Annotated in this window: 22 protein-coding genes; 16 read left to right on the top strand and 6 right to left on the bottom strand. The window is 35.9% G+C overall.

Features of this window, described 5'->3' with window-relative positions; all coding sequences use genetic code 11:
• The 3 genes from EKM60_RS07260 to EKM60_RS07250 form a co-directional block, all read left to right on the top strand.
• On the top strand, positions 1-791 hold a 791-nt coding region (locus EKM60_RS07260; RefSeq protein ID WP_164508358.1), incomplete at its 5' end, for an RNA-guided endonuclease TnpB family protein.
• A gap of 176 nt (positions 792-967) precedes the next feature.
• On the top strand, positions 968-1,876 hold the full coding sequence (locus EKM60_RS07255; protein ID WP_164508357.1) for an energy-coupling factor transporter transmembrane component T: 909 nt from the start codon (positions 968-970) through the stop codon (positions 1,874-1,876).
• Entirely contained in the window at positions 1,810-3,405 is a 1,596-nt protein-coding gene (locus EKM60_RS07250; protein WP_125713952.1) for an ABC transporter ATP-binding protein, read from the top strand. The genes EKM60_RS07255 and EKM60_RS07250 overlap by 67 nt, the downstream gene beginning before the upstream one ends.
• On the opposite strand, the gene EKM60_RS07245 is transcribed toward EKM60_RS07250, so the two are convergent.
• On the bottom strand, positions 3,391-4,110 hold the full coding sequence (locus tag EKM60_RS07245; protein WP_125713951.1) for an MIP/aquaporin family protein: 720 nt from the start codon (positions 4,108-4,110) through the stop codon (positions 3,391-3,393). The genes EKM60_RS07250 and EKM60_RS07245 overlap by 15 nt on opposite strands.
• A 121-nt stretch (positions 4,111-4,231) precedes the next feature.
• Here EKM60_RS07245 and EKM60_RS07240 point away from each other — a divergent pair, with 121 nt between their 5' ends.
• The 5 genes from EKM60_RS07240 (at position 4,232) to EKM60_RS07220 (ending at position 9,295) form a co-directional block, all read left to right on the top strand.
• Positions 4,232-4,903, top strand: coding sequence for an ECF transporter S component family protein (locus tag EKM60_RS07240; protein WP_125713949.1), 672 nt, complete (start codon positions 4,232-4,234; stop codon positions 4,901-4,903).
• Positions 4,904-4,907: 4 nt separating this feature from the next.
• Entirely contained in the window at positions 4,908-5,477 is a 570-nt protein-coding gene (locus EKM60_RS07235; protein ID WP_125713947.1) for a cob(I)yrinic acid a,c-diamide adenosyltransferase, read from the top strand.
• A gap of 84 nt (positions 5,478-5,561) precedes the next feature.
• Positions 5,562-5,924, top strand: a complete 363-nt coding sequence (locus EKM60_RS07230; protein ID WP_125713945.1) for a MarR family winged helix-turn-helix transcriptional regulator — start codon at positions 5,562-5,564, stop codon at positions 5,922-5,924.
• Between the two features lie 941 nt (positions 5,925-6,865).
• Entirely contained in the window at positions 6,866-8,239 is a 1,374-nt protein-coding gene (locus EKM60_RS07225) for an MFS transporter (RefSeq protein WP_125713943.1), read from the top strand.
• Between the two features lie 3 nt (positions 8,240-8,242).
• Entirely contained in the window at positions 8,243-9,295 is a 1,053-nt protein-coding gene (locus tag EKM60_RS07220) for an alpha/beta hydrolase fold domain-containing protein (protein ID WP_225427021.1), read from the top strand.
• A 526-nt stretch (positions 9,296-9,821) separates the two neighbouring features.
• On the opposite strand, the gene EKM60_RS07215 is transcribed toward EKM60_RS07220, so the two are convergent.
• Positions 9,822-11,156 (bottom strand): MATE family efflux transporter, encoded by a 1,335-nt coding sequence (locus EKM60_RS07215; RefSeq protein WP_125713941.1) that lies wholly within the window; start codon positions 11,154-11,156, stop codon positions 9,822-9,824.
• Positions 11,157-11,378: 222 nt separating this feature from the next.
• On the opposite strand from EKM60_RS07215, the gene EKM60_RS07210 reads away from it, so the two are divergent.
• Positions 11,379-14,654 (top strand): hypothetical protein, encoded by a 3,276-nt coding sequence (locus tag EKM60_RS07210; RefSeq protein ID WP_125713939.1) that lies wholly within the window; start codon positions 11,379-11,381, stop codon positions 14,652-14,654.
• A gap of 40 nt (positions 14,655-14,694) precedes the next feature.
• Here the strand turns inward: EKM60_RS07210 and EKM60_RS07205 are convergent, their stop codons facing one another.
• The 3 genes from EKM60_RS07205 to EKM60_RS07190 form a co-directional block, all read right to left on the bottom strand.
• Positions 14,695-15,597, bottom strand: a complete 903-nt coding sequence (locus EKM60_RS07205) for an amidohydrolase family protein (RefSeq protein WP_125713937.1) — start codon at positions 15,595-15,597, stop codon at positions 14,695-14,697.
• 169 nt (positions 15,598-15,766) lie between these two features.
• Positions 15,767-18,499 carry a glycoside hydrolase family 65 protein gene (locus EKM60_RS07195; RefSeq protein WP_125713935.1) on the bottom strand — a complete coding sequence of 911 codons (2,733 nt, stop codon included), beginning with the start codon at positions 18,497-18,499 and terminating at the stop codon, positions 15,767-15,769.
• Positions 18,500-19,129: 630 nt separating this feature from the next.
• Positions 19,130-19,573, bottom strand: a complete 444-nt coding sequence (locus EKM60_RS07190; protein WP_125713933.1) for a flavodoxin — start codon at positions 19,571-19,573, stop codon at positions 19,130-19,132.
• Positions 19,574-19,707: 134 nt separating this feature from the next.
• Here EKM60_RS07190 and EKM60_RS07185 point away from each other — a divergent pair, with 134 nt between their 5' ends.
• The 5 genes from EKM60_RS07185 to EKM60_RS11125 all read left to right on the top strand — a co-directional run bounded on the left by EKM60_RS07185 (position 19,708) and on the right by EKM60_RS11125 (position 22,625).
• Positions 19,708-20,304: an NAD(P)H-binding protein gene (locus tag EKM60_RS07185; protein WP_125713931.1), complete on the top strand. Its 597-nt coding sequence runs from the start codon at positions 19,708-19,710 to the stop codon at positions 20,302-20,304.
• A 10-nt stretch (positions 20,305-20,314) separates the two neighbouring features.
• Positions 20,315-20,707: a MerR family transcriptional regulator gene (locus EKM60_RS07180; protein ID WP_125713929.1), complete on the top strand. Its 393-nt coding sequence runs from the start codon at positions 20,315-20,317 to the stop codon at positions 20,705-20,707.
• Positions 20,700-21,389 carry a hypothetical protein gene (locus tag EKM60_RS07175; RefSeq protein ID WP_125713927.1) on the top strand — a complete coding sequence of 230 codons (690 nt, stop codon included), beginning with the start codon at positions 20,700-20,702 and terminating at the stop codon, positions 21,387-21,389. Before EKM60_RS07180 ends, EKM60_RS07175 begins: the two co-directional genes overlap by 8 nt.
• 265 nt (positions 21,390-21,654) lie before the next feature.
• On the top strand, positions 21,655-22,335 hold the full coding sequence (locus tag EKM60_RS07170; RefSeq protein ID WP_404811401.1) for a DPBB and LysM peptidoglycan-binding domain-containing protein: 681 nt from the start codon (positions 21,655-21,657) through the stop codon (positions 22,333-22,335).
• Positions 22,336-22,472: 137 nt separating this feature from the next.
• Positions 22,473-22,625: a hypothetical protein gene (locus EKM60_RS11125; RefSeq protein WP_164505312.1), complete on the top strand. Its 153-nt coding sequence runs from the start codon at positions 22,473-22,475 to the stop codon at positions 22,623-22,625.
• Here EKM60_RS11125 and EKM60_RS07165 read toward each other — a convergent pair whose 3' ends face one another.
• On the bottom strand, positions 22,626-23,060 hold the full coding sequence (locus EKM60_RS07165; RefSeq protein WP_125713923.1) for an ACT domain-containing protein: 435 nt from the start codon (positions 23,058-23,060) through the stop codon (positions 22,626-22,628).
• A gap of 228 nt (positions 23,061-23,288) precedes the next feature.
• On the opposite strand from EKM60_RS07165, the gene EKM60_RS07160 reads away from it, so the two are divergent.
• On the top strand, positions 23,289-25,454 hold the full coding sequence (locus tag EKM60_RS07160; protein WP_125713921.1) for a lectin-like domain-containing protein: 2,166 nt from the start codon (positions 23,289-23,291) through the stop codon (positions 25,452-25,454).
• Between the two features lie 73 nt (positions 25,455-25,527).
• Positions 25,528-26,220, top strand: a complete 693-nt coding sequence (locus EKM60_RS07155; RefSeq protein WP_125713919.1) for an NAD(P)H-dependent oxidoreductase — start codon at positions 25,528-25,530, stop codon at positions 26,218-26,220.
• The last annotated feature ends 153 nt before the right edge of the window (positions 26,221-26,373 follow it).

The following is a 26,373-nucleotide window of genomic DNA, read 5'->3' as shown; positions in this document are numbered from 1 at the left end:
ATTTCATTAAGCTACCTAAGTTAGGCTACTTGCGTTATCGTGCCGGTCGAAAGATAGTTGGCAAGATCAAAGCAGTCACAATTCGTAAGTCTAGTACCAACAAATACTACGCCGTCTTATCTCTTGATTGCGAGAACCAAGCAATCAAGAGGACTAACAAAAAAGTTGGACTAGATGTTGGCGTCTCCGACCTGGTGATAACTTCTGACGGTCAAAAGTATCAAACTATTAGGTTCGATAAATTGATTGAGTATAAGAAACACCAATGGGAAAAGAAACTGGCTAGACGAAGGTTTCTAGCATTCAAAGACATTCAAAAACAAAAGAAACTTGGACTATTAGAACCCAAGTCATTGGACCAGTATAGGAATTACCAAAAAGCTAAAGTCATGGTAGCCAAGTACAGTGAGAAAGTCGCTAACCAACGCAAAGATTATTTGCATAAAATAACGGCTGAACTAGTCAATTCTTACGATACTATCGTTATTGAGGATATTAAGACCAACGAATTGCTTAAAAAGCATAACTTGGCTCGTGCCATCTCTAACCAATCATGGCGTGAACTACGCCTGATGTTAGAATACAAGTGTGCTTGGTATGGCAAACAATTAGTTGTAATTGATCCGTACAAGACTAGTCAAATATGTTCCCAATGTGGCTATGATGACGGTAAACATGAATTAGATGTACGTGCGTGGACGTGTCCAAGTTGTCACGCTCATCATGACCGAGATATAAACGCCAGTAAAAATATTCTAAATACAGGTTTGGTACAAGCCTTAGTAAGATAGTTCTGACCGCTATCAACTAGTTGAAATACTAGTTGGCAAGTCTGGAACGTTCCTAGAAGCATGGTACTTCAGTGCCATGTGGTTCACCGATATATAAGCGTTTTTGTCGTTAAGAATATTAGGTTTAAATTGTGGTATTCTTAAATATGCTAACGAATGGAGAGGAGATCGAATCTGTGAAAAGACTTTTTTTTGGTTTTCAACAGTCAACAAATAATTTATCGATTCTGACTTATCTTTTGGTAATCATTCTCTCTAGTTTAATGTTCAATGATCCGGTGATTATCGTGATGATTTTTTTGTCATTACTATTAGTTGCCGTATTTACAAAACAAAATAATTCTCGAAATTATTTGAAATTTACAGTGATAATTTTTGTCACAACGATTTTATTCAATCTAATCATCAACCAACGTGGTTCAACAATTATATTTCAGTTACCATTTTTCAAAATGACGAGTGAATCATTATTGAATGCCGTTATTCTAGCATTTTCTTTCGTGAATTTGCTTTTAGCGTTTTATATTTATGACGCTTTAACCAACGTGAAAATTATTTTTGATCTGTTATCGCGGAGCCTACGAAGTATTGCAATTATCTTTATCTTAACGGTCAAATTTATTCCTAAGATAATTGATATTTTTAATGATACTAAGTTCCTATACAAGTTTAGAAGTAATCAAAAGGAAAATAAATTGACTAAACAATTGAATTTATTGGAGATTGTTTTAAATAAATCGATTGCTAATTTTATGAACATGTCGGATGTTTTGACTACTAAAGGTTATGGAAAAAAGGGTTTCAAACGTCATTTTAAATGTAATAAAACGGACTATATTTTAATGACAATTAGTCTTTTAACTATAGTTTTTGATGCAATGATGATATTTTTTAAAGTTGGTAAGGTTGATTTCGGATCGTCAAATGTTCAAATTTTCTTTGGTATAAATACCTTAGTCGGTTTAATGAATGTGTGCTTAATAGTAATGCCAATCTTGATAGGAGGGTTTCAATACTTATGGTGGAAATGGTACGTTTCAAAAATTTCAGTTTCCAATATGCCAACAGTCAAAAACTTTCGCTAGATAATATTGATCTGACTATCAATAAAGGTGATTTCTTACTACTGATTGGGAAAACTGGTAGTGGAAAGAGTACTTTATTAAAACAATTAAAGGCCAATTTAGTTGTAGGAAAGTCGACGAAAGGGACCATAGAACTCAACACAGAGGATGCAAATATTTCGTATCTGTCACAGTTCGTCGATAACCAGATGATAACTGAGTGTGCTCGTGATGAATTCAATTTCATCTTAGAGAACATGAATTATACGGAAAATCAGCGTCACATGCGTATTGCAGAAGTAGCCAGTTATTTTGGAATTATCGATCTATTAGATTCAACGGAGAGTGAACTATCTGGTGGGCAAAAGCAGTTGATCAGTTTGGCAGGGGCTTTGATAACTGATCCAGATATTTTATTACTTGATGAGCCAACTTCACAGCTTGATCCAATTGCATCCGAAAAACTCTTGCAGATGGTTCATAAAATAAATACAGAATTGAATGTTACGGTTATTTTGGTAGAACATTCACTGGAGAGAAACACTTTTTATGCTAACAGAATGGCCATTATTGAAGATGGAAAAATTGTTTTGGACCGTGGAGTTGATAGCGCATTAAAAAGTATTTTTGACGATAATTTCTATCGCAATTATTTATCACAGATTGATCGCTCATATCTAGAATTGGGATTAGGCAACGCCACGTTGCCGTTGAATAATCATCAATTCAGTAAAATTTTAAACGATCATCACAATGAAATCACATACAAGAAACGATTACCTAAACAAAATTCAGCTCAGACAGTATTAAAAGTAAAAAATCTATCATTTAGATTTGATTTTGAAGCAAAGAACATAATCGATAAAGTTAGTTTCAAGTTAGATAAAGGTCAATCATACTGTTTAGTAGGTCCAAATGGAGTCGGAAAATCAACGTTGATCCGGGTAATATCACAGCAATTACTTCAACAGTCTGGATCTATAAAAATTGATAATAAATCGGTCAAAAACAATCCAGATTTATTCGAGAAAATCTTTATCTTGCCGCAGAATCCAGCATTGTTATTCGTATCAGATACTGTGTTTGGTGAGATAGAATTTCAGTTGCAACAATCTCAAACCGTTACTGAGAGTCAAGTGAATGAAGTTTTAAATCAATATGGATTATCAGAATTAAAGAATATCAGTCCATATGATTTGAGTGGCGGACAACAGGAGTTTTTGGCTTTAGTGATCGGTTTGATCAAGAATCCAGAAATACTGTTTTTGGATGAACCCACTAAAGGATTAGATCCCAATAAAATATTGAAGTTAAATGACTTACTAAATGAGTACTTAGCAAATGACGGGATAGTTTTTGCTAACAGTCATGATCTGGTTTTTGCAACAAAATTTGACGATATGTCAATGATGTTCGATGGTAAATTAAATGATTTTCAAGTTCCAACTGAATTTTTTAAGGATAAGTTTTTCTACACGACAGAAATAAATAAAGCATCTAGGGATAGTTTCCCAGATGCTTTAGTGTGGAACGATTTAAGGAATAAGTAAGTAGATCAAGGCACCAAGTGCACCACCAGCCATTGGTCCGAAGACAGGTACCCAACTGTATGACCAGTCGGATTTACCTTTGTTGGCAATTGGTAAAATTTGATGGGCAATTCTTGGCCCTAGATCTCTGGCAGGATTGATTGCATAACCAGTTGTACCACCAAGTGAGAAACCGATCGATGTGATCAAGACACCGACGACCATTGGATTTAAGCCGTCTGTGAACTTTCCTCTGGTAAATGCTAGTAAAGCAAATACTAGAACGAAAGTACCGATGAACTCACTGATGAAGTTCATTGGATAATTTCTGATAGCTGGTCCTGTTGCGAATACTCCTAAAATAGCATCAGGATCATCTGTTTCTTGCCAGTGAGGGTAGTAGTTGATCCAAACTAAGACAGCTCCCGCGATTCCTCCCAGAATCTGAGCAATGATGTAAGGAATTACATATGCCCAAGGGAAAACTCCAGCTATTGCCATACCCAGTGTTACGGCAGGATTCAAGTGTGCTGGACTTAAGAATCCAGAAACGTAAACACCTAGGGTAACAGCAAGCCCCCAACCTAAGGCGATTGCTACCCAACCTGCTCCATAGGCTTTAGATTTCTTCAAACTTACGGCGGCGACAACTCCGTCACCTAATAATATCAATACAAGTGTTCCGATAAATTCACCTAATAGCTGTAACATCAAGCTATCTTGCATAAAACACACCCCTTAGTAGTCTATTACGGTCTGATACCGCTTACAGACATTATACATAGTCAATATCTTAAAATCTATTTTTAAGGTACTGATAACTGAAAAAAATATTGGAGGTAAATTAGTGAATAAAAGATCTATATTTTTAATAATTATTGCAATAATAACACTAGTTTTGATGGGTATATTTGATAATAAAAATTACCTATTGATGTCATTTATTTTCTTGGCTTTGACGATCGGAATTTACTTTGTTCGCTTTGAACAGCGTAAGACCAATGCTAAAGAAATAGTCTTTATAGCTATTATCTGTGCTTTAGCCGTTGGTGGCCGGGTGTTGTTTGCTGCATTGCCAGCAGTTAAACCAGAACTATTTATTCTTATCATGGGAGCAATTGTCAGCGGTCCAGAGACTGGATTTTTGATGGGGACGATTATTGCATTAGCTTCCAATATGTATTTTGGCCAAGGCGTTTGGACTCCATGGCAGATGTTTGCACTTGGTGTAATCGGTCTGATTTCTGGTCTATTTTCTAATAAGAAGATTGGAACGGCCGTATTAACCGTCTGGGGATTTTTGAGCGGATTTATTATGGGCTGGATCATGGATGTCTACTATATACTTGGCTTTGTTGATCCGATAACTTTTAAAAGTGTTGGGATCGCCATAGCAGGAAGTTTCTATTTTGATTTTGTGCATGCGTTGTTTACGGCAATTTTACTATTTATCGTTGGAAAACGATGGATTAAAATTTTTAACAATTATCGAATTAAATACAATTTATTTAAGGAGTAACTTTATGAAAATTTATACTAGAACTGGTGATAAAGGTCAAACTAGAATTATCGGTAACGATGTTTTATATAAATCTGACAAACGTATCGTGGCTTATGGAACAGTCGATGAATTGAATTCATTAGTTGGCGTTGTGATCGCCAATTTGTCGGATAAAACCAAAGTACTAAAGGAAGAATTGGAAGAGATCCAACAATTGCTATTTGATTGTGGAACTGATTTAGCGATTTCTCAAAAAGATAAGAAGCATGAATTCATCTTTAAAGCTGATAATAAAGCGGTTGATTGGCTAGAAAAAAAGATTGATGACTATACGGACAAAACCACTAAAATTCAAAAGTTTATTTTACCTGGGGGCTGTGTTACTGCCGCCAATTTACACATGGCTAGAACTGTCACACGTCGTAGTGAACGTGAAATTGTTAATCTAATGCAATCTGAACCGATCAATGATGAGGTATTGAAGTTTATCAATCGTCTCTCAGATTATTTCTTTATTGCCGCTAGATACGCCAATGTTTTAGAGAATGTAGAGGATATTCAATATCGCAATAGTAAGCCCGTCTTTAGATAAACTCCTTCGGGAGTTTTTTTAGTGTTTTAAAATTGACTTTGTGAAAAATTGATATGATAATGTATGAGATTGGGGGAGTCGAATATGAATACAACAATTGAAAAATGGCTCGAATTCTCAAAGAAACAAAGAATGATTGAGAACAATCTTGAATCAGGATTATCTAAAAATGATTTATCCTTAAATGAATTCTATGTTTTATATGCGCTGAATTTAAAAGATGATAAAAAGCTACGTTTACAAGACTTGCAAAAACATGTTGGGCTTAGCCAAAGTGCCATGTCACGTTTGGTTACACGTTTGGAATCCAAAGATTTCGGTGCGATCGAACGTAGTATTTGTAAGAATGATAAACGTGGGATCTATATTCATTTAACAATCAAGGGTGAAACAATTTTAGCTGACACTTCTAAAGTTGTAACGAATATTTTGAAAGAGGATTTTTAAAGCTCTTTTTTATTTTTCTAATTTATTATATGTTTGTGCATGTAATTTTTCGTGGTGCTATCAATGTTTGGTAGATGGTTTTGATATTGTCTGCCGCATACAGGTATGAGTAAGTGCGCCTGCTGTGCGACCGATGTCAGCCAAGGTCTGACATCTCGATTTTGAGCTTTGCTTTCGCAAATCTCGAAATCGTCGATTTCGTAAGATCGGCTACGCCGGTCTAACGTAATTTTCACTGCTGGCGACTTACTCATACCCGTATGCTAGTTTTTTGTATTCAATTCTGGTAATTTATTACTTAATCAAATCTAGCTGGAGAATGCAAGGGATGTCACCAGCAGTTCAAGTGGCGTTATGATGCGAACTTTGCATCATTACACCACTGACAAGCTTGGAAATTTGCGTACTTTACAAAGTTCCAAGTCGAGGTTCCAGACCTTGGCTGGAACCGGTCAAACAGCGGGTGAGCATCTCTTGCGTTCTCCAGCGGCAGTGAACCGCAAACAAACAAGTACACACATTTTCTTCACACAATCTTTGTTCTTTCATCGTAAAACAGCAAAGATTTGTTCAAATCTATTGGTTATTATTTATACATAGTCAAATACAGAAACAAGCGTAATTGATTATACGAGGTGAATATAACATAGAAAATAATTTGATCATGATAGATTTAAAATAAAAAACTTAGGAGTATTTCTTATGAAAAACATTAAAACAGGTACAAAGGGCTTGCCAATCGGCAAGCCCTTTCTTTTTTTTAAAATTAGTGAATTAGTGGTAAACGCTTTCTTAGAGTAAGACTAGGTCAAATTACAAAAGATAAATTTATAAAAAATACTTTGCACATGTTTAAACAACTATATATAATGAACTTGTAATAAATACTTATAAATAATTCGATACGTGTGTACTAGAATTAATATAAGGGGGAAAATCTAATGACTAAGTTACAGTTATGGAAACAACGTGTATTTTACGGTACGACCGATATGGCTGGAAATCTTATCTGGCAGATGGTTGGACTTTACCTCTTGTTTTACTATACGACGGTGTTGGACATTTCAGCGGCATTTGTTGGAACTCTGTTCCTGTGTGTTAGATTCATTGATGCTTTTGATGGAATGTTCTTTGGCTTTTTGATCGACCATACTCACTCCAAATATGGTAAGGCGAGACCATACTTTCTCTGGTTTGGTGTTCCGTTAGGGATACTGTCATTCCTACTATTCTTTAATCCTAGTTTTGGCGGCAATAAAATCATTGAAATGATTTGGATCAGTGTCGTATATACGCTATTCAGTTTAATTTACTCAGGTTCCAATACACCTATTACAGCTATTTTACCTAGTTTGACTGATGATGCTGACGAGCGTGCGAACTTGGCATCTGCCAGAATGGTTATGACAAACACAGGTACAGCTATCATCGGTGCTATCACATTACCAATGGTTAGTTTCTTTGGCGGTAAGGATCAACAACTTGGATTTACGATCTGGGGTGCGATTGTCGGGATCGTTATTGCGGGATGTTTCTTCTTGGCTTTCTTAAATCTTAGGGAACGCCCAATTGAAGAAGAGAAGAACGATGTGGAAATTAAAGGTCATTTGTCAGTTAAAGAATCATTTAAAGGTGCCTTTAAAAATAAGCCATGGGTTGTTTTAACAATTAGTTTCATCGCTGTCCAAACATTTTGGGTCGTTAGAATGGCTTCAGGTGTGTTCTACATTAACTATGTATACAAACGTGCAGATATTGTTGGATTATTCTTAGGTATGACGATTTTCGCTGTTCCTGGTAATTTACTTGTTCCTTTACTAACTAAGAAATTTAAGAATCGTAATTTAATGGATGCATCATTGGTATTATTCGTTATCGGATCAGTTCTAATGCCACTTGGTGAAAAGACTGGTAATTTGGTTCTTCTATTTGCTGGAAATATTATTGGCATGATCGCTATGGGTGCAGTCTTTACATTAGCTTTCGTTATGATTGCTGATACAGTTGAATATGCAAGAGTACATTTAAGAATCGAAGAACCTGGTTTCTTGTCATCAGTTCCAGTTGTTGGTGCTAAAATCGGTATGGGACTTGGTGGTGCTCTATCTGGTTGGATCTTGACATGGGGTGGTTTCGCCGCAAGTAATAAAGTTCAATCAGCTAAAGCTTTAACCGCCATCAATATTAATTTTGTCTGGTTACCAATTGTTTTAGCAATTGTGATCATTGTAATTCTTCAAATGTATACCTTGAATGAGAATAAGATCGTAGTCTCCGAAAAGAACACTGAAGATTCTAAATTAAAGGAGGCCTAGGAGATGGATATGATGTTAAAAAATGATTATGCCACTGAATTGAGTCGTTTAAAGCAGATTGAAGCATCTGATGTACCTAGACTAGAACGTGTAAAGATGGTCGTTAAGGATCGTGTGGACGTTCATTCCTATGAGCCACATACATTTGAACTTTTAAGAGAACTCGGGGACGATCCGGTTTTATCTAATAACCTTGATACTTTACGTGCTGGTACAGTTGCTGAAGGAATCGTTGATATCAGTTCTAATGATATTAATGTTGAACCTAAATATATGGATGAACTCGATCAGAGCGTGCGCTATTATCGTATTTATCGTCCAGAAAATATCGATAAACATAAAGCTTTGATCTATATTCACGGTGGTGCATATTATGGCGGTAGTCCGGCTGATCCGTTAGTACCGCTTAAATTACTTGCTAGTCAGTATGATGGAGTAATTTATAGTGTTGATTATCGCTTAGCACCGGAAAATCCTTATCCATTAGGACTTATGGATTGTCTATCGGTTCTTAAAATGGTTGCTAAAAATAAAACAGAAATAACAATTGCAGGAGATTCAGCCGGGGCTTCAATGGCCTTAGGGGTAAGTGAAATGAGCCATTATATGGGGATATATGATGTCGATAGTCAAATATTATTCTATCCGACAGTCGTTCATGGATCAGATCTTGAAGGTTCGCTTTGGGACGACAAGAAGATTCCTATTGTGGATGAGCAGAGAAATATTTTGCATAATAGTTATACACTTTTCAAACAATTAGATACTAAGATGACACAGTTATATATGCCGGAAGGGCATGTAAATTATCGTTCACCTGTCGTTTCTCCATTGTATGCTGATCCAACTATCTTTAAAAAGGTATTAGTAATGACTGGCGAGTTTGATCCATTTAGATTGCAAGATGAGGCTTTTCTAACTAAATTGGGAATGGCCGGATGCGATGCTAAATATGTTCGTTATGGCGGTATGGGACATGCTTACTTGAATTTGATAGGTAAAGCTGCTGCTACTGAAGATTCGATCCATGAATGCGCTAAGTTTTTAGCAGATTAAAAATTTGTGGTTGGATGCCGTCCACGGGTGCAAAGGGGTGCGCCTGCTGTGCGACCGATGTCAGCCAAGGTCTGACATCTCGATTTTGAGCTTTGCTTTCGCAAATCTCAAAGTCGTCGATCCTGTAAGATCGGCTACGCCGCTCTAACAGGATTCTCACCGCTGGCACCCCCCTTTGCACCCGTGGACTAAATATAAAATAATATTTTTGAATGACTATATCTTGTATTAACGAGGTATGGTCATCTTTTGGTGCAAATAAAAATCTCTTCATAAACACTAAATGAAATAGTATTTTTATTCCATCAATTAGATATGAAGAGATTATTTTATTTTTATTTAATATAGAAGGAGGTATCGAGTAATGGAATCAGTTGTGCAAGTGGAGTAGAACGGTGCACTTTCCGTTCGTACACCACCGACGATTCTGAGATTTGCGAAGCAAAGCTCAAAATTGAGTCACCAGACCAAGGCTGGAGACGGTCGCATAACAGGTGGAATTACTCGATACCGGAGTCGGCAATATTTACCCATCCAATTCACGTAATTTTTTCATTTCGATACGCCATGTTCCAATCAATACTAAGCAAGAACCTAACCAGGCTAAAGGATTGGCTAAGGCTGCGCCGTAAAATCCAAAGAGGTTGATCAATACCACACTAGCAAAAACTCTCATGACTAGTTCTGCTATACCGGCAATTGTAGGTGCTTTTTGATTACCTAACCCTTGAAGTGTATATCTGACAATAAATAGGATCGACAACAAGAAGTACATTGTCCCGTTGAAGTAGTAATAAATTTGAACTAGGTTTAGGACATGTGTTTCACTGCCATTCATGAATAGATGAGACAATCCACGACCGAAGAAAACTAGTAGTAATCCGACAACTAAACTGGCACCAGCTGATAGAATAATTCCCGATTTGACACCTTTTAAAATACGATGATATTTTTTAGCACCTAAGTTTTGAGCGGTGTAGTTTACTAGTGAAATACCGAAACTCAGAGCAGGTAAGGTGGCAATTTGTTCAACACGTCCGGCGACTGTATAAGCAGCAACGGCCTGTGCACCTAAAGTATTAAGCATGAATTGCAGAATAATTGAACCAATGGCTATAATTGATGACTGAAATCCCATGGGTAAACTTACTCGTAACAGCGCTCTAATTTCTTTCCAATCTATGACTAAGTCATGTCTGGTAAGAATCAAAAAAGGCACTTCTCTTCTTATATAAAAGTAGAGAATAATAAACGTTATCGTTTGAGCACTGACAGTGGCCAATCCAGCACCGGCAACTCCCATGTTTAAGTAAAGGATAAAGAATAGCTCAAGTACGATATTTAGAATTGTACTAACAATCAAGAAGAATAGTGGGACACGAGAATTTCCTAAAGCTCTCATAGTATTTCCTAGAAAATCAAAGCCAATAAAGGAGAATATCCCGGCAAAGATAATTTCCAAGAATACAAATGAATCGTGGATCAAGACTTTAGGCGTCTGCATGATGACCAGCAATGGATAAGCTATAACGAGTGCAATAGTTGTGAATATTATTGTGATTGCTAAAGATATGATGATCCCTGAGGCAAAACTTTTCGTGACGCCTCTGATATCGTTGGCACCATACCTTTGAGCTGTCAAGATAGTCAGACCACTGGTGATACCTTGGGCAAAGCCAATAACTAAGAAAGTTAATCCGCCAGTTGCACCGACACTAGCCAAAGCATTGACACCGATAGTCTTACCAACTATTAAAGTGTCGATAAAACTATAGAATTGTTGAAAGAAGTTTCCCATTAATAACGGGATCGTGTATAGAAAAATAATTTTGGTAGGATTTCCCTTAGTTAAATCTGTCAATAATCTGACCCCCTCTTTAACTAATTTAGACAATTCTAAAACTATACTTCTTTTTTGGAAAATATGAAGTCTTTTTATTTGATTTGAATCAAATTTAATCAATATATTTATATTATGATAGAAACGTTTACATATATTGGTACACAAAACAGGTGTCTATGTGGCATAATATAATTAAAGTGATATGTTTATACAAATGAATTTCAGGGGGAGTGATATTCAATGCAAATAAAAAAGATAGTTAAAGGATTTATATTTGCTTTTGTAGCTATCATGGCTTTTTTTGGTATTTTGCAAAGAACATCTAATGTTGTAGAGGCAGCAAGTTATTTTGATTCACAAGTTATTGGTGATCCACCACCTGGTGGACTACCAATCTCTAATTATTTTAAAACAGGAGATTATACAGGCAATTCTGCTAGAGTAGTTAAAGGTAGTACTGATACTGTTCAAGTAACTAGTGAGGCTGGTCAGACTGGTGCTGTTTGGAGTGATAATCAAAAAAATTATTTAAATATAAGTAAAAAACAGACAATATCAATGTGGATGTATTTTGGTACTGTTAATAGTCTTGTTGGTATACCTGATGGCCTTGCCTTCGTACTTCAAAATGGGCCAATTAGTGCTATATCAAATACAAATGGTACTGTCAATTCTGGTGAATCTTTAGGGGTCTGGGGATCTGATAGTAATAGATACGCTGTTTTGGGCGGTGACGCAGTTGATGGGGTAACTCCTGTTGAAAAACAGGCCATACAAAATAGCTTTGCAATTGAATTTGACACTGAAACGAATCACTATAAAGGTAAATCACCAATGAACTATTATGATTATATAAGTAACGGCAAATCTAGTGCAGATCTACCTGATCCTAAGAATGCAATGGATTTCCTACCATATGATATAGATGATCATGAAGGCCCAAATTATAATTATCTCTATAGTACTAGTAATGACAAGCAATATGCCCACATAGCCTGGAACTATCCAGCAAGAGCTACTTCGTATGTACAGCTGAGTAACGATCCTCCTAAGATGAATCCTGCCTTAACAATTTTTGGTAGTCCGTATCCATCTGGTACTTCAATAATTGCTTTGAAACATCATCTCGGTGCTGGTGGTAATGGTGCAAATGTTTATTTGCAAAGAGAAACTGGAAATAATGTAAAACCTAGAGCATCTTGGAGACATGTTACTATTGAATACATTCCAGCACCATCTGGGAGTAATAACGCAACTTTAACGTATAAAGTTGGCGATAAAAATCCTGAAACTGGTGATGCAAAAAGTCCTCAAGTGGATGTAACTTTAAGCTTGGATATGTCTGCATTTGGGAATATGAATGGTAGTGATAAGCTTAGATATGGATTTACTGGTTCAACTGGTGCTAATGCAGATACAAATAGTGCAGTTGTCTTTGAAACAATGCCATCGTTAGTTGATGCTGAGGCCAATGCATATGTTGTTGATAAAACAGCAAATACTAGACTTGAGCATGTTGATAAGGATAGTTCTGGTAATAATATTCCTGCCCAAGCTAACCAAAATTATGACCTAATAGATGATGATTCTTTAGCTTTGACACCAACTAAAAAGGTTCATCCAAAAGATGATTTAACTCTAAATTACAGGTTCCATTATCTAAGTGGTGAAGAACCTGCGACTGGTCTAAAATCAACATTCAATATTCCGACTAATGTAACCGTGAATACTGATAGCAGTGGTAACATTGGAACAATGCATTATGTTAGCAAAGCAGATTCCGATGAGAAAACTACAAAGAAAGATGTTCCTATACCCGCTAGTGCTTTAAGTACTTCTACAGATTCTAGTGGTTCAAGCAAACAAGTTGTATCTGCAGATCTAGATACAATGGGTGATTCATCAGGTGACGACTGGGAATATGCTAGAGCAGAGTTAAATGCTTCAGCCGCTGATACGGATACTAAATTAAATGTTCCACTAACAACTTCAACTATCAAAGGTGATAATTACAATGTTGATATTGATTCCTCTGCCTTTGATATTATCCCTCCAGCAGCCAAAATGAATATTACCACTGATATGGCAGATCCAACGGAGGTTAAGTTGGGTGATAAGTTTAACCTAACCGGTGCTATCAAGTTTGATCCTGAATCAACTGTTAATAAGAGTGATATGTACATTAGTTATACGATCGGTGATAAGACTTATCGTGCTCAAGATGATTCTGCTGGTGACAAGTTTACTATCCAGGATCTCGAAACTGGTACGGGTGCCGGTCAACTTGATGTAGGTGATCACACGATCAAGGTTCAAGTGATTGATAATAACTTCAAAGCACCTGATGGTACTACCGATACGATTTCTTCAAATGTATTGGAATATCACATTAAGGTAACTAACAAGACGGTTGTAATTACACCGGACAAATCAAATATAACGGTAAATGATAACGAACCATTGATCCTTTCAGGAACATATCTTCACTCTGACAATACGACTACTGCAGATGAAGGTGGTCTTTCAACTATTACGTATACGATCACTAACCCTGACGGTACAAAACAGGATGAAGTAAAAACTACAGAGGATAACAATGGTAAGTACGCATTTACATTAAAACCATATGCTTATGATAAAGATCCTTCTCAATCACTTGATGATTACACTGGAAATACTGGACTTAAGGTCGGTAAGAATGTCGTAACGATAAATATTACTGATCAAAGTGGACACAAGTCTGATGCTAAAGAGGTCACTGTGAATGTTCCAGATATCACACCTACTTTATCAACGGATCAAGATGAATATAGTGTGATCGAAGATGATCCAATTAATATGAATGCCAAAGTCGGTTATGACGGCGATTATCAAGTAACGCCAAGTAAATTGACTTGGACTATCAATGCCAATAATCATTCTGACATTAAGAGTTATACTGGCGATACACCGACGGCAACGCCTATAAGCCAAGACTTTACGGTAGATTCAACTGCAAGTGAAATGAATGATCAAGATAAAAATCCATATCCAGTATCAGTTTCCTTTACTGATCCATATGGACGTAAGTCAAAAACTTTGAAATATAATGTAAACATCATTAATAAGACTGCTACGATCGACAATAGTAATTATACTTTCCAGCCCGTTCACCAAAGCGACAATCCTCGTCGTGTAAAACGTAATGGACCTTGGAATTTGAAGGTCGATAGTGTTAGAACTCCATGGACTTTGACTGCTAGAGCGGGAGATATGTACAAACAAGTTTCTGGTTCTGATCCAATTAAATTGGACGGAGATTTGGTCTATGTTTCTAAAGATGGTGCAACACATGATTTGAGTACACAAACAGTTCTTCAAAGTAAAGATATTCCAACGGATTCAGGTAGTGCAGTTTCAACTGATATTGCTGGTGGCTGGACTCCAGATGATGGTGTCTTGCTTGATTTGAAATCAAGAAATGTCTCCGGTACATATACTGGAACCGTTGAATGGGGCTTAACAGATGGTATTTAATAGTACCAAAAAACACGGATAAATTAATATCCGTGTTTTTTTATTGGATATTTTCAAAATTTTTGTGATAGATCATATCTTTTTGGTAATTTGGAATGGTCATGTAGTCGATTGCGGAAATGATCTCATTTGTTGCTCCGTAAGGGATGATTCCAAATGGTGCATCGGTACCGAACAAAACGTGTTCAATACCAAAGAAATCAACAGTCAATTCAAGTGCTTTAGTGTTACCTAACAAGGCTGTATCGACATAGAATTTCTTAAAGTCGTTATATTCAGTAGGTGACATAATGTGTTTGATCCGTTGTGAGAAGAATGAAACCATGGCGCCGGCATGATGGACGATAATTTTTAAATCGGGATATTTTTCAAAGAATCCTTTTTTAACGATATCGTACATTGTTTGCGTTAATTCATATTCCCAACTGAAAACAATATTATTGTCGGTACGTGTTTCATCGAAGACTGGGTGTAGCCAAATTGGAATATTCAGCTCATTTAATTTAGAAAAGACGGGTTGGTATTCTTCTGATATGATCGGCTTGTTCAAGGCTCTGGTAAATAGTTGAACACCGATCATTTCTTTATTCTTGGCGATCTGTTCATCTATGATATCGAGTGCGTCAGAAATAGAATTCATTGGTAACATCCCAACTGCTGCAATAAACATGTCGTTATCTTGAACCATTGAGATCAATTCGTCATTGGCCAAACGACATAGCTCGGCGGATGTCTTGGCATCTGTGTAGTCTTCAGGATTTGAGTTAACATTTGAAATAACTTGTTTAACATCAGAGTCTAAGCCTGATTTTCTCTTAGCTATATCCGTTAAAACATCATTTTGCAGGTAGGAATTTTTAGCTAATAAATTATCGTCAAATTTCTGCATTCGATTGTAAAAGTCTGTTGGTAGTACGTGAGCAAATACGTCAATTTTTGTCATATTATGCGATCCATTCTAGTTTATCAACATCAGTATTTGGTTTATTCAAGCCTACACTTTCTCTGATGCGTTGGGTAGGATCATTTAATGATTTCAATGGTAAAAATTATCTAAAGAGATTTATTAGGATTGGACACAAAAACGCGGATAAATTAATATCCGCGTTTTTTTATGACTTTAAAGCTACTTTTGAATAATTGATGATTTGTTCTTTGTGAGCTTTAATAGCTACTTGTTTGCCTTTAAATAAAACATTTGTATCGTGATCAGTCTTTATCTTGATGTTATCGTGGTCGACTTCAAAGTAGTAATGAACGTTTTTGAAGTTCATATTAAATTTGATGCTGTTCCATGTTTCGGGAACCTTTGGATCAATTTCTAGCTCATGTCCACGGTAGTCAACACCGGCAAAGTAGGAGATAACGACATTTAAAGTTGCTCCCATGACACCTAAGTGAATACCTTCGGCAGTAGTACCGCCTTGGATATCGTAGTAGTCACTTGTCAGTGAGTCGTCAAATAGTTTCCAAGCTAGGTCGAGATCGTTAACCTTGAGAGCCAACATAGAGTAAACGATTCTTGAAAGACTTGAACCATGTGTTGTCCGACTTAGATAGAAACGAATATTATTTTCGATGAACTTATCACGATCTTTAACTGGATAACCCAGATCGTTCATGATCTCTAAGAAAGTATCAAGTCTTATGTTGTAGAGTGGCATCAAAGCGTCAGCTTGTTTAGCAACTTGATAATTATCTGGTGAATCACCTTCAGCCTTTAGGATACGGTCCATACGCTCGATATTACCGTATTGACGACGATAAAAGTCGAAGTTGATCAATTTAAGTTTGAAGTAACCTTCAAATTGCCCAAGTAATTCATTTTCGTTGTATTCTAGTTTGAGATTACATCTGATGTCATGCATTTTGTCCATATCTTCGTCAGTAAAGTGTGCACGGCTAAAGTTTTCACGTAATACATCAGATGATTCACGGTTAACTAATTGTTCGATTTTTTTAAAGAGCCAGCTGGTCATGATATTTGTATAAGAATTATTTTTAAGGCCACCAGCTTTGGCGCCAGGATAACCTTCGTGAAATTCATCTGGGCCCATGACGTCGTCGATATTGTATTTCTTAGTTTCGTCGTCATATTTTGCCAGACTGATCCAGAATTTAGCAATATTCAGTAACATCTCTAAACCATATTCGTGTAAGAATTCTTCATCATTTGACATGTTGTAATAATTCCAAACATTGTAAGCAATGGCCAGAGAAACGTGATGCTGCTTTCTGGAGTTATCTGGTTCCCAGTGATTAGTGATCGGATTCAGGTGAATTGACTGTGACTGCTCATCACCATACATGGCACTTTGCCAAGGATACATTGCTCCACTATAACCACTTTCTTGAGCGTATTTCTTGGCAGCGTCTAGTCGATTGTAGCGATACATCAACAATGATTTAACTAGTTTTGGATAATGAATGTTGTAATATGGCAAGATGAATAGTTCATCCCAGAAAATATGTCCACGATAAGCTTCACCGTGTAAACCACGAGATCCCACTGATACATCGAGGTGTTTGTTAACATTCTGATGTGCGGTGATCGTGAGGTGATAGGCGTTCATACGTAATAACTTCTGAGAAGTAATATCTCCGTCAATTTCCAGATATTCATCATCCCAAATCTCTTTCCAAGCACCAGTACAATTTTTAATGATGTCGGAGAATTTATGATGATATGTATTAGCTTTTAAGACCTCTACTAAGTCACCTTTAGTTTCGAGGGATGTATAAATGCTGACAGTTTTTTCGAGGGTATATGTTTCATTCTCTTTAGCATCAAAAGTCATATATTGACCGATTTTTTCTTGTGATTTATCGGAATGGATCTTTGGTTCGACCTCGTTTGGTGAGGAGATGATCGAACTGACAGCAATATCGACGTGTGAATTGCGAGTGTGGGCTAATAGTAGGGCAAAGTTGTCAGAAACCTCTGTTTTATCGATCCTTAAATGATGGTGATCCAGTGTGCGATATCTTTTTACATTTTTGTTGGAAATTGCACCATCAATTTCTGTGTAAATCTTTATTTTTCCGGAGAAGTTTAAGGGTTGAACTGAGTATTGTAATGAGTAACTGTGGAAGTGGTGGGTATGTGCCACCTTCTTTGTTGTAACTTTTAACTTTTTACCGTTCTGTAAGGAGACATACATAATAGTAGAAAAAATTCCATTTTTCATGTTGAGAGTCCGATAGACCATTTCAATGTCACGTTCTTTAAGCTCGAAAAAGTCACCATCATCAATACTGAAAGTAGTATATTGGGCGTTTGGTAGGTTGACTAGATCTTCATTAGCAATATCTTGATTGTTGATAAAGGTGGATAGTTGATTGTAAACTCCTGCCACATAAGTACCAGGATAGCCATTATCGTTAGCACGTGATTCCAAGTAAGCACCACGGACGCCGAAATAGCCATTTCCAATTGTTAGAAGAGATTCTTGACCATATTGTTTTTTGCCTTCATACATTCCAAAGTAGTCCAAATGCCAACCGGCATAGTCTTTTTCATCGGCAGTAGCTTTTTGCAGGCCGTATTTCTTGACGTTATTAATACCAACCGTTGGTACGTGGAAAAGATTTTCCATATAAAGGCTAATGTCAATTGGACTATTGGCACAACTGACGATCGTATCACGAATTTCAATATCGATTGGATTCATGATTACAACAACATCAAAGAATGCAGGTACCTTAGATTTGAAGTTGCTAAAGTTAGCGTCGAGATCTAGTGCGGGGTTCAAGTTGTAGATTCGATCGACCGATTCGTTTCTATCTGTGTCTTTGTATGAATACTTTAAATATTTATCAGTGACAGTTAAGTATAATGGCTGCATAATATATTCTCCCAATTCATAAGTTTTGAATTCCCTGAATGATATGTTTAAACATATCCGTTCTAGCTATATTATAACTGCTATTGTATTATTTGTTTAAACAATTTTAATAAAAATATTTATTCTAAATTGAGATAAAAAATGGCGCTACGGGTGCGGGGGAGTTGGTCTGCTGTGCAGGCTCCGAGAGCCTTGGTCTCTCGGCTTGATTTTGAGCTTTGCTGTCGCAAATCTCGAAATCACCGATTCCGTAAGATCGACTGCGCCGACCTAACGCAATTTTCACGGCTGACCAACTCCCTCGCGCCCTCCGCTTGTATAGAATAATGTTTCTGCTATTTTGCTTATTAGTAGGAATAGTAAAATAAAAAAAGAGAAAACCCAATAAATGAGTTTTCTCTTATATAGTAGAAAAATTATTTCCATATTATATTTAAACGAATATACAGCCGTAACGTTTTAGTAATGGAACCAGTTGCCACAATGGCGTTGGAACGGTGGTCTTCCGTTCTTACGGCATGGACGATTCTGAGATTTGCGATGGCAAAGCTCAAAATCGAATCTTCAGACCTTGGCTGAAGATGGTCCGGCAACAGGTGGAATTACTAAAACGCGGAGTCGAAACCAAAACTACAATCCAAGTCCTTCTTCGATCTCAGGATCAGCATTAGCTCTAAATCCATCTTTCAAAGTAGCATTTGTCTTCATATTATTTAGATAAGGTTCGCAGACTGAAAAACTGCTGCTGGCACTAGTTATGAATGGAACAATGTTTTTATTACTTAAATCAAACTTGTCAAAGAAACTGTGAACGACCATTGGTGGTTGTTGATACCAAACGGGGAATCCTAAGTAGATGGTTTCATAATCTGTAAAGTCGAAGTCCTCTTTGATCTCTGGATGTTCATTGTTATCGATTTGATCTTTAGCTTTAGCAACTAAGTCATCAAAGTTATCTGGATAACTATCTTTAGTAGTCATTTCCTCAATTTTAGAGTCTGTTTTTGCAGCAATCTTTTTTGCCGCTGCTTTGGTGGTACCTGATTGTGTAAAGTAAACTACGATTGATTTCATAATGTCCCTCCTTGTGTCATCTATATTAGACCTTGGAGCAGACTTTAATGCAAGTTATTTATAAAAATAATAAAAATACTTGCCCTAGAGTGTACTTTAAGGTTTATATTATTATACAAATAGAGGTGATTTAAATGGAAAATGTATTAATAATTGGTGCAAGTGGTTCCATTGGGTCACTAGTACGGCAAAAGCTGTTGGAAACTAGTGACAGTCATTTGACATTGTTTGTTAGAAATATAAATCGTCTAGGTGAAATTGACGAAAAAAGAGAAACGGCAGTAGCGGGTGATGCTACCGATATTCATGATTTAAATAAAGTAATTGAAGACCAAGACATTGTCTTTGTCAGTGTTAATAATCGACTACCAGAAATTGCTCAAAAAATTGTTCAAGCTATGGACATAAATCATGTTGGAAGAATTATATTTGTAACTTCAATGGGTATCTATAATGAATTGAATTCAAATGGATTTAGTGATGATGTTCCAAGTGTTTTGATACCTTACCGAAAAGCGGCAGATATAATAGAAGATTCTGACATCGAATATACACTTTTGCGACCAGGATGGTATGACGATGAACCTGATATTAACTATCAAATCACTTTTAAAGGTGAAACTTTTGTTGGTCACGCTGTTTCTAGGATCAGTGTTGCAGATCTGGCCACACGAATAATAAATGAACCAACACTTTATATGAATGAGAGTTTAGGATTAGCACGATCATAGGAGAAGATAAATGAATATTAAAGAAGTTGCACAAAAATATGATTTAACAGCGGATACACTAAGATACTATGAAAAGGTTGGCTTGATTCCGGCTGTACATCGTAATGATGTTGGCTATCGAGATTTTAACGAAGAAGATGAGAATTGGGTCGAATTCGCTAAATGCATGCGCAATGCTGGTATGTCGGTCGAATCTTTATCAGAATACGTAGCCTTATTTCAAAAGGGTGATTCAACAATTGCCGAAAGAAAGCAGATACTGTTGGATCAACAGGCTATTATGGCAGAAAAGTTGAAAGATATGCAGGCAACATATGAACGTTTGACTAGAAAAGTAGATAATTATGACAATCATATTGCTCAATTTGAGAAAGAGAAGCTAAAAAATAAAACACATGCCTAAGAAAATTTATTATTCTGCCATGAAAAATGACAAATTAGTTATGCCGTGGCAGACCGATGATAAAAATATTTTGAACGTTTTAAAACGAAACAAAGATGTCGTCTTAGTAAAGCTTAGAGGCGATGCCAAGTATTCGTTGGATGATTTAGTAGATGTCGGTGAACTGTATATCTATGATCAGCAGTCTTTGGATGATTTTATGAATGAGAAGACCTGTGGCAGCATTTATTTAGACAATGCTTTCACGTTGATCGATCGATTAGATATGAAGTACCCACAATTAAATGATACGAACCTAATTTATTTAGCTACCGCGTTAGCTCAAAAATTGAATCTGTCACAAAAGCTGAGTTGGATGTTGATGACATCGTTTATTACGGTTAAAAATCATAACTTGTTTGATATCATTGAAGATTTTTATCAGGATAATTGGGATGACTTTGACAAAAGGTTTTTTAATAAACTGATTGAAGAACCATATCAACCTCCAAATTTCAGTGATTCGGAAATAATAGTTCAATTTGTTAAATATAAGGATTATCAATTAGTGGCTAAAGCATTACAAGATTTATTTGAATTGAGTAAAATTGATAAAACTGATTTTTCATTGCTAGAATTGCAACTGAATCAATCACAAGAATTGGTCAAAATGGCTTTAGAAATGAAAAAATTCTTTAAATAAACCTTTTTTTAGAGATTTTTTCGTAAATAATCATTTTTTTCATAAAATAATCATGATATATAATCCTTGATTTACCAACCATAACGAGAACAAATGTTTCAGTTATGTTACTAAGATTACAGAAAACCTCAAATTTGTAATCTATTAATGCTATTTGTGTAATATAAGCCTGTTAGTATATCACTCGTAGCGTTAAGAGCTAAATAAACAAATGAGGATGTTTAAATTTATGAAAAAAGTATTATCAATCGCTTTATTAAGTACAATGGCACTAACAGCAATGGGAGCAACTGCTAAAACAGCCCAAGCTGCTACAACTATCGACAGCACACACGTAAGCGTTGAAGCAGGTGATACATATAAGAGTATTGCAGCCGCAAATGGTTTATCAATTGCTGAACTTGAACAAGCTAACGGTAGAGAAGTTGGTGGATTTGATTTGATCTTCCCTGGGGAAACAATCACATTGCCAACAGCCCAAGCAACAACAAATACACAGACACAAACACCAACTCAAGCTGCTACAACAGCACCAACACAACAAGCAGCTCAAACACAGACACAAACACCAACTCAAGCTGCTACAACAGCACCAACACAACAAGCAGCTCAAACACAGACACAAACTCCAGCAACAACAAATACACAAACACAAACAACACAATCAAGTACAACAGGTACATCACATGGAACATTTAAGATCAGTTTCTATGATCCAGCTGTATTAGGTTCAAACATGGGTTATAGTGGTGTTGCCGCTAACCTTTCAGTATTCCCTAAAGGTACACAACTTAAGATCACTTTAGCTGACGGTACAGTATTGTACAGAACAGTTAATGATACAGGAACATTTGCTTACAGCAATCCACAACAATTGGACGTTGCTATGCCAAATGCACAAATTCCTTCATATGGTGTAACTTCAGCTACTGTCGAAGTTATCTAATTTGATAAAATAAAAAAGAACCCGCGAGGGTTCTTTTTGTTTGTCATAAAACTCCACAACTTATTCACTTTTTCGTCACATTTATTCGTTACAGTATTAATTAACGATAACTTCAAGTAAATAATAAGGAGTGTTTTATGGAATTCTTAATTATTGCAATAATATTCTCAGTCGGTTTAATACTTCTGATCTCCGGCAGTCATATAAAGAGCGGAACAGTCTCCAAACTGTGCTACTTCATTGGAACCGTCGGCGTTATTATGGCAATGTACATTGCCTGGCCCAAGTAGTCATTCCACAGCAATCAATTGAACATTACTGATGAATTCATAACCTTTGAGCTTATCGATCAAATCATTGATAGTTCCCGTCATGTGACTAATATCAAGTGAAATTGAAACACTAGCCATATTGTGAATCGGTATATCTTGATTGATGGTAAGTACGCTGGCATTTGATTCTGAGATGATCAATAAAACTTTGGACAATATCCCAGGTTCATGATCTAGGATCATTGAGAAGACAGCTTTACGATCACTGGTACTTTCATCAGGTAAGAAGACTAGGTCCTTATATTTATAGTAAGTACCACGACTAATGTTAACTAGCTTAACAGCGTCACTTACATTTGAAGCTTTACCCGTCTCTAACAACTTACGCGCCTGAATGACTTTATCAAAGGAATCCGGCAAAATAGAACGATCTACAATGTAATACTTTTCCACAATAATCCTCCTTTTAGTAATGAGTTTATATTTACTAAATTATATCACTTAAACGGTTACAACATTAGTCCAAAAACAAATACCTAGGGCAAATACAAATGCTCTAGGTTATTTTTTTATGAAAATTTCATTTAATTTTTCATTACAAAACTATAAATTAGAAAGAACCATTCTTTGGTATAATTTATCATATAAAATGACATACTTTTAAAACAGTAGGGGTAACTAATGGTTAAATGTAGAATTGTTTATGCAATATTGATGGTAATATTGTCGGCCTTCACAGCTACTCTGGTTGTAATTACTAGAACAAATAATTTAGCTAAGGCTGAGATAGATGACGATTATAAATATGCCATATCAACAGCACCCCAAGGACTTAAAATTGATAAAAATACTTTCTATATTAGCAAGTTTCCTGAAAATAGTGCTAAAGTAGTTGCTTCAACCAATCCCAATACACATGATACTGATATCGTTCAGATAACTAATAATAGAAATCAACTGGGAGCTATTTGGAGCAAAGTTGACAATAGAAATTATATTGATATAAATAATGAGCAAACATTTTCTATGTGGATGTATTTTGGAAAACAAAATAGTCAAGCTGGAGATGGTATGGCTTTAGTACTGCAAAATGATAGCAGAGAAGCTATTGCTAAGGGGCCTGATGGTAAGCCTCTGTTTGGACAAACATTGGGAGTTTGGGGTGGAGATTTTGATAATAACCTAACTGATCCTAATGTGATCGCAAATATGGCTATAAAAAACAGTTGGGCTGTGGAATTCGATACTTTTGAAGATAAAAATATTGACTACAAGTCGATCCTAGGATTGAATAATTCCTTTGACGCGACTCGCAACGGAGATCACATTGCGTATAATTATCCTGATTCACCAGAAACTTATATGTCAAAAACTGCTATTGCACCATCTTCGGGAGTTACACCGAGACACTATTTTGAGATGAAGCATAATGTTATACGAGATAATATGAATCTTAGTGATGGAAAATGGCATCATGTTACTATGTGCTGGGACCCAACCACAAGCACTATGCAATTAGCCTATGATGATAAGGAACCTGATGGAACTGACACTAGTTGGCCTATTATTTCCACAATGCCAATTGATGTATCTCATTTTAAATTAACTGATAATAAATTACGCTGGGGATTTACTGGTGCCACAGGAACAGAGTTTGAAAATAATATGGTGGTCTTTGAATCCATCCCTGCATATGTTAAAGGTAGGACTTCAACTCAGATATTTGATGTTACCCGTAATAAGTATCTAGATTCGACCATAAAAGGAAAAGCAGTTAATAATGGTGATGATTTAGAACTTATTTATAATTTGGAATATCTTAGTGGATCTAAGGAATGGGAAGGCATCACTGCTTCAATAGACCTGCCAACTAACTTAATTTATACAGGTGGATCTATTATCTATGAAGACGGAAGTATTGAGGATATTCCGCTGTCCAAATTGAAAGATAAGCAATTAGTATATAAATTACAACGTAATTTATCAGAGAATAATTTAACCGCACAGATAAAATTAGATGGAATTGCCAATTCTGATCATTCTATTAATATTGCTAAAACACATTCGTCCTTTAAAGGAGATAGTTTTATCACATATGATGATCTTCAAGCATTCAATATTAAAGTTAATAAGCAGATTTTGATTGATTCCAAAAAAGAAAATCCTATTAAATTGGATAAACCGGCAGATATTAATATCGAAGGTACGGCTAGGTATTTAGACAACAGTTATTTTTATAATCGAATTTTTCTTTTGCATACAGTATTGAACGGGGCCTCTGAAAAAACCACTAGTATGTCCAGTGATACATTAAAAGGTGTATTCAATACTTTAATAAAATCGGGAGATCTGCGGCCTGGTAAAAACACTTTAAAGATATTTGTTACTGATTTATATGGAAATTATTCTAATGAGTTAAATTTTGAGATTCAAATCGGAAAAGGTACGGTTGCATTTGGAAATGTACAAAAAACAGTTTCTTTTCATACGATACATGGACAACTACCAGGTTCAATAATTCCTCGACAAGGTTCCTGGCAAGTAGAGGTTGTAGATGATCGACCAGCTGGTGCTTCTTGGGAGATGCAAGTTTATGCCGATTCACTGTACAAAGGAAATGATAAATTTAATGGAAATATTGTTTATCGAGATCAAGAGGGTAAGATAAATCCCATCGCTGAACCATTGTCTATTTTTAAGCAAACCAAAGATGTAAATGACTCTCAAAAAATCAATATTTCTGACTTTTGGGATTCTGATAGAGGTGTGTTATTAAAAATGGATGGTTCAAATTTGATGGGTGAATATTCGGGCCAGATTCACTGGGTACTAATTGATGGTGTTTAATATTACAAAAATGCAATGTTTTTTGTTATGCTCATTGGTAAATAAGTAATTTGAATAATTGGAAGTGAGAACGATGAAAACTTTGATAATAGTTTCTCATCCTGAGATAGATAATTCCCAGACTCAACAGTTTTTATATGAAGGGTCTAAACAAAAAAACGTTGTTTGGCACCATGTTGAAGAACTTGATAACATTGATATTATTAATGAGCAAAAACTGCTAATTCAAGCGGATCGAATAATTTTTCAGTTTCCGCTCTATTGGTATTCAGCACCCAGTGGTTTGAAGGCTTGGGAAGATACAGTCTTAACTCGGAATTTTATATACGGCGATAGGACTTATCCATTGGAAGATAAGGAATTTGGTTTAGTTATAACAACTGGATTACCCTTAAAAGATTTCAAGAAGGGTGCTGCTGAAAACTTTTCATTAGATGAATTGATGACACCTTATCGAGCTATTGCTGATAAAGCCAAGATGAAGATACTGCCTATTTTTCCGGTCCCACAGTTCTGGTATAAAACTGAATTGATGCAAATGGATCTTTTAATGGATTATCAAAGATATTTAACTCAAAAAATGCCTGACTCATTGAAGAATAAGCAGACATGGTTTGAAAAAAAGCTGCAACAATTTGATTTAGATGCCAATATTGATGATAAAAAATCAATTGAGTTAATTTTGGATAACTTTACAGCTAGAATTGAAGAATTAGATCAATTAAATGACACTTTAGAGATGATTAAAGAGAATGATGAAAGTTGATTTCTCTTTAATCATCTTTTTCTGTAAATAAAATTATGGTTATATGATTTTTCTCATTTCTTGTAAGGAACCATTATTATTATTGGTAACGCCTATTCCTTTTATTAATGTATGCTTATGTTATCTTATTATATCGAGACATAAACGAATGGG

Origin of the sequence: Companilactobacillus kedongensis, from assembly GCF_003946625.1 — a bacterium.
Taxonomy (GTDB): Bacteria; Bacillota; Bacilli; order Lactobacillales; family Lactobacillaceae; genus Companilactobacillus; species Companilactobacillus kedongensis.
The sequence above is the reverse complement of the archived record's forward strand: the minus strand, read 5'-3'. Positions and strand labels throughout refer to the sequence as shown.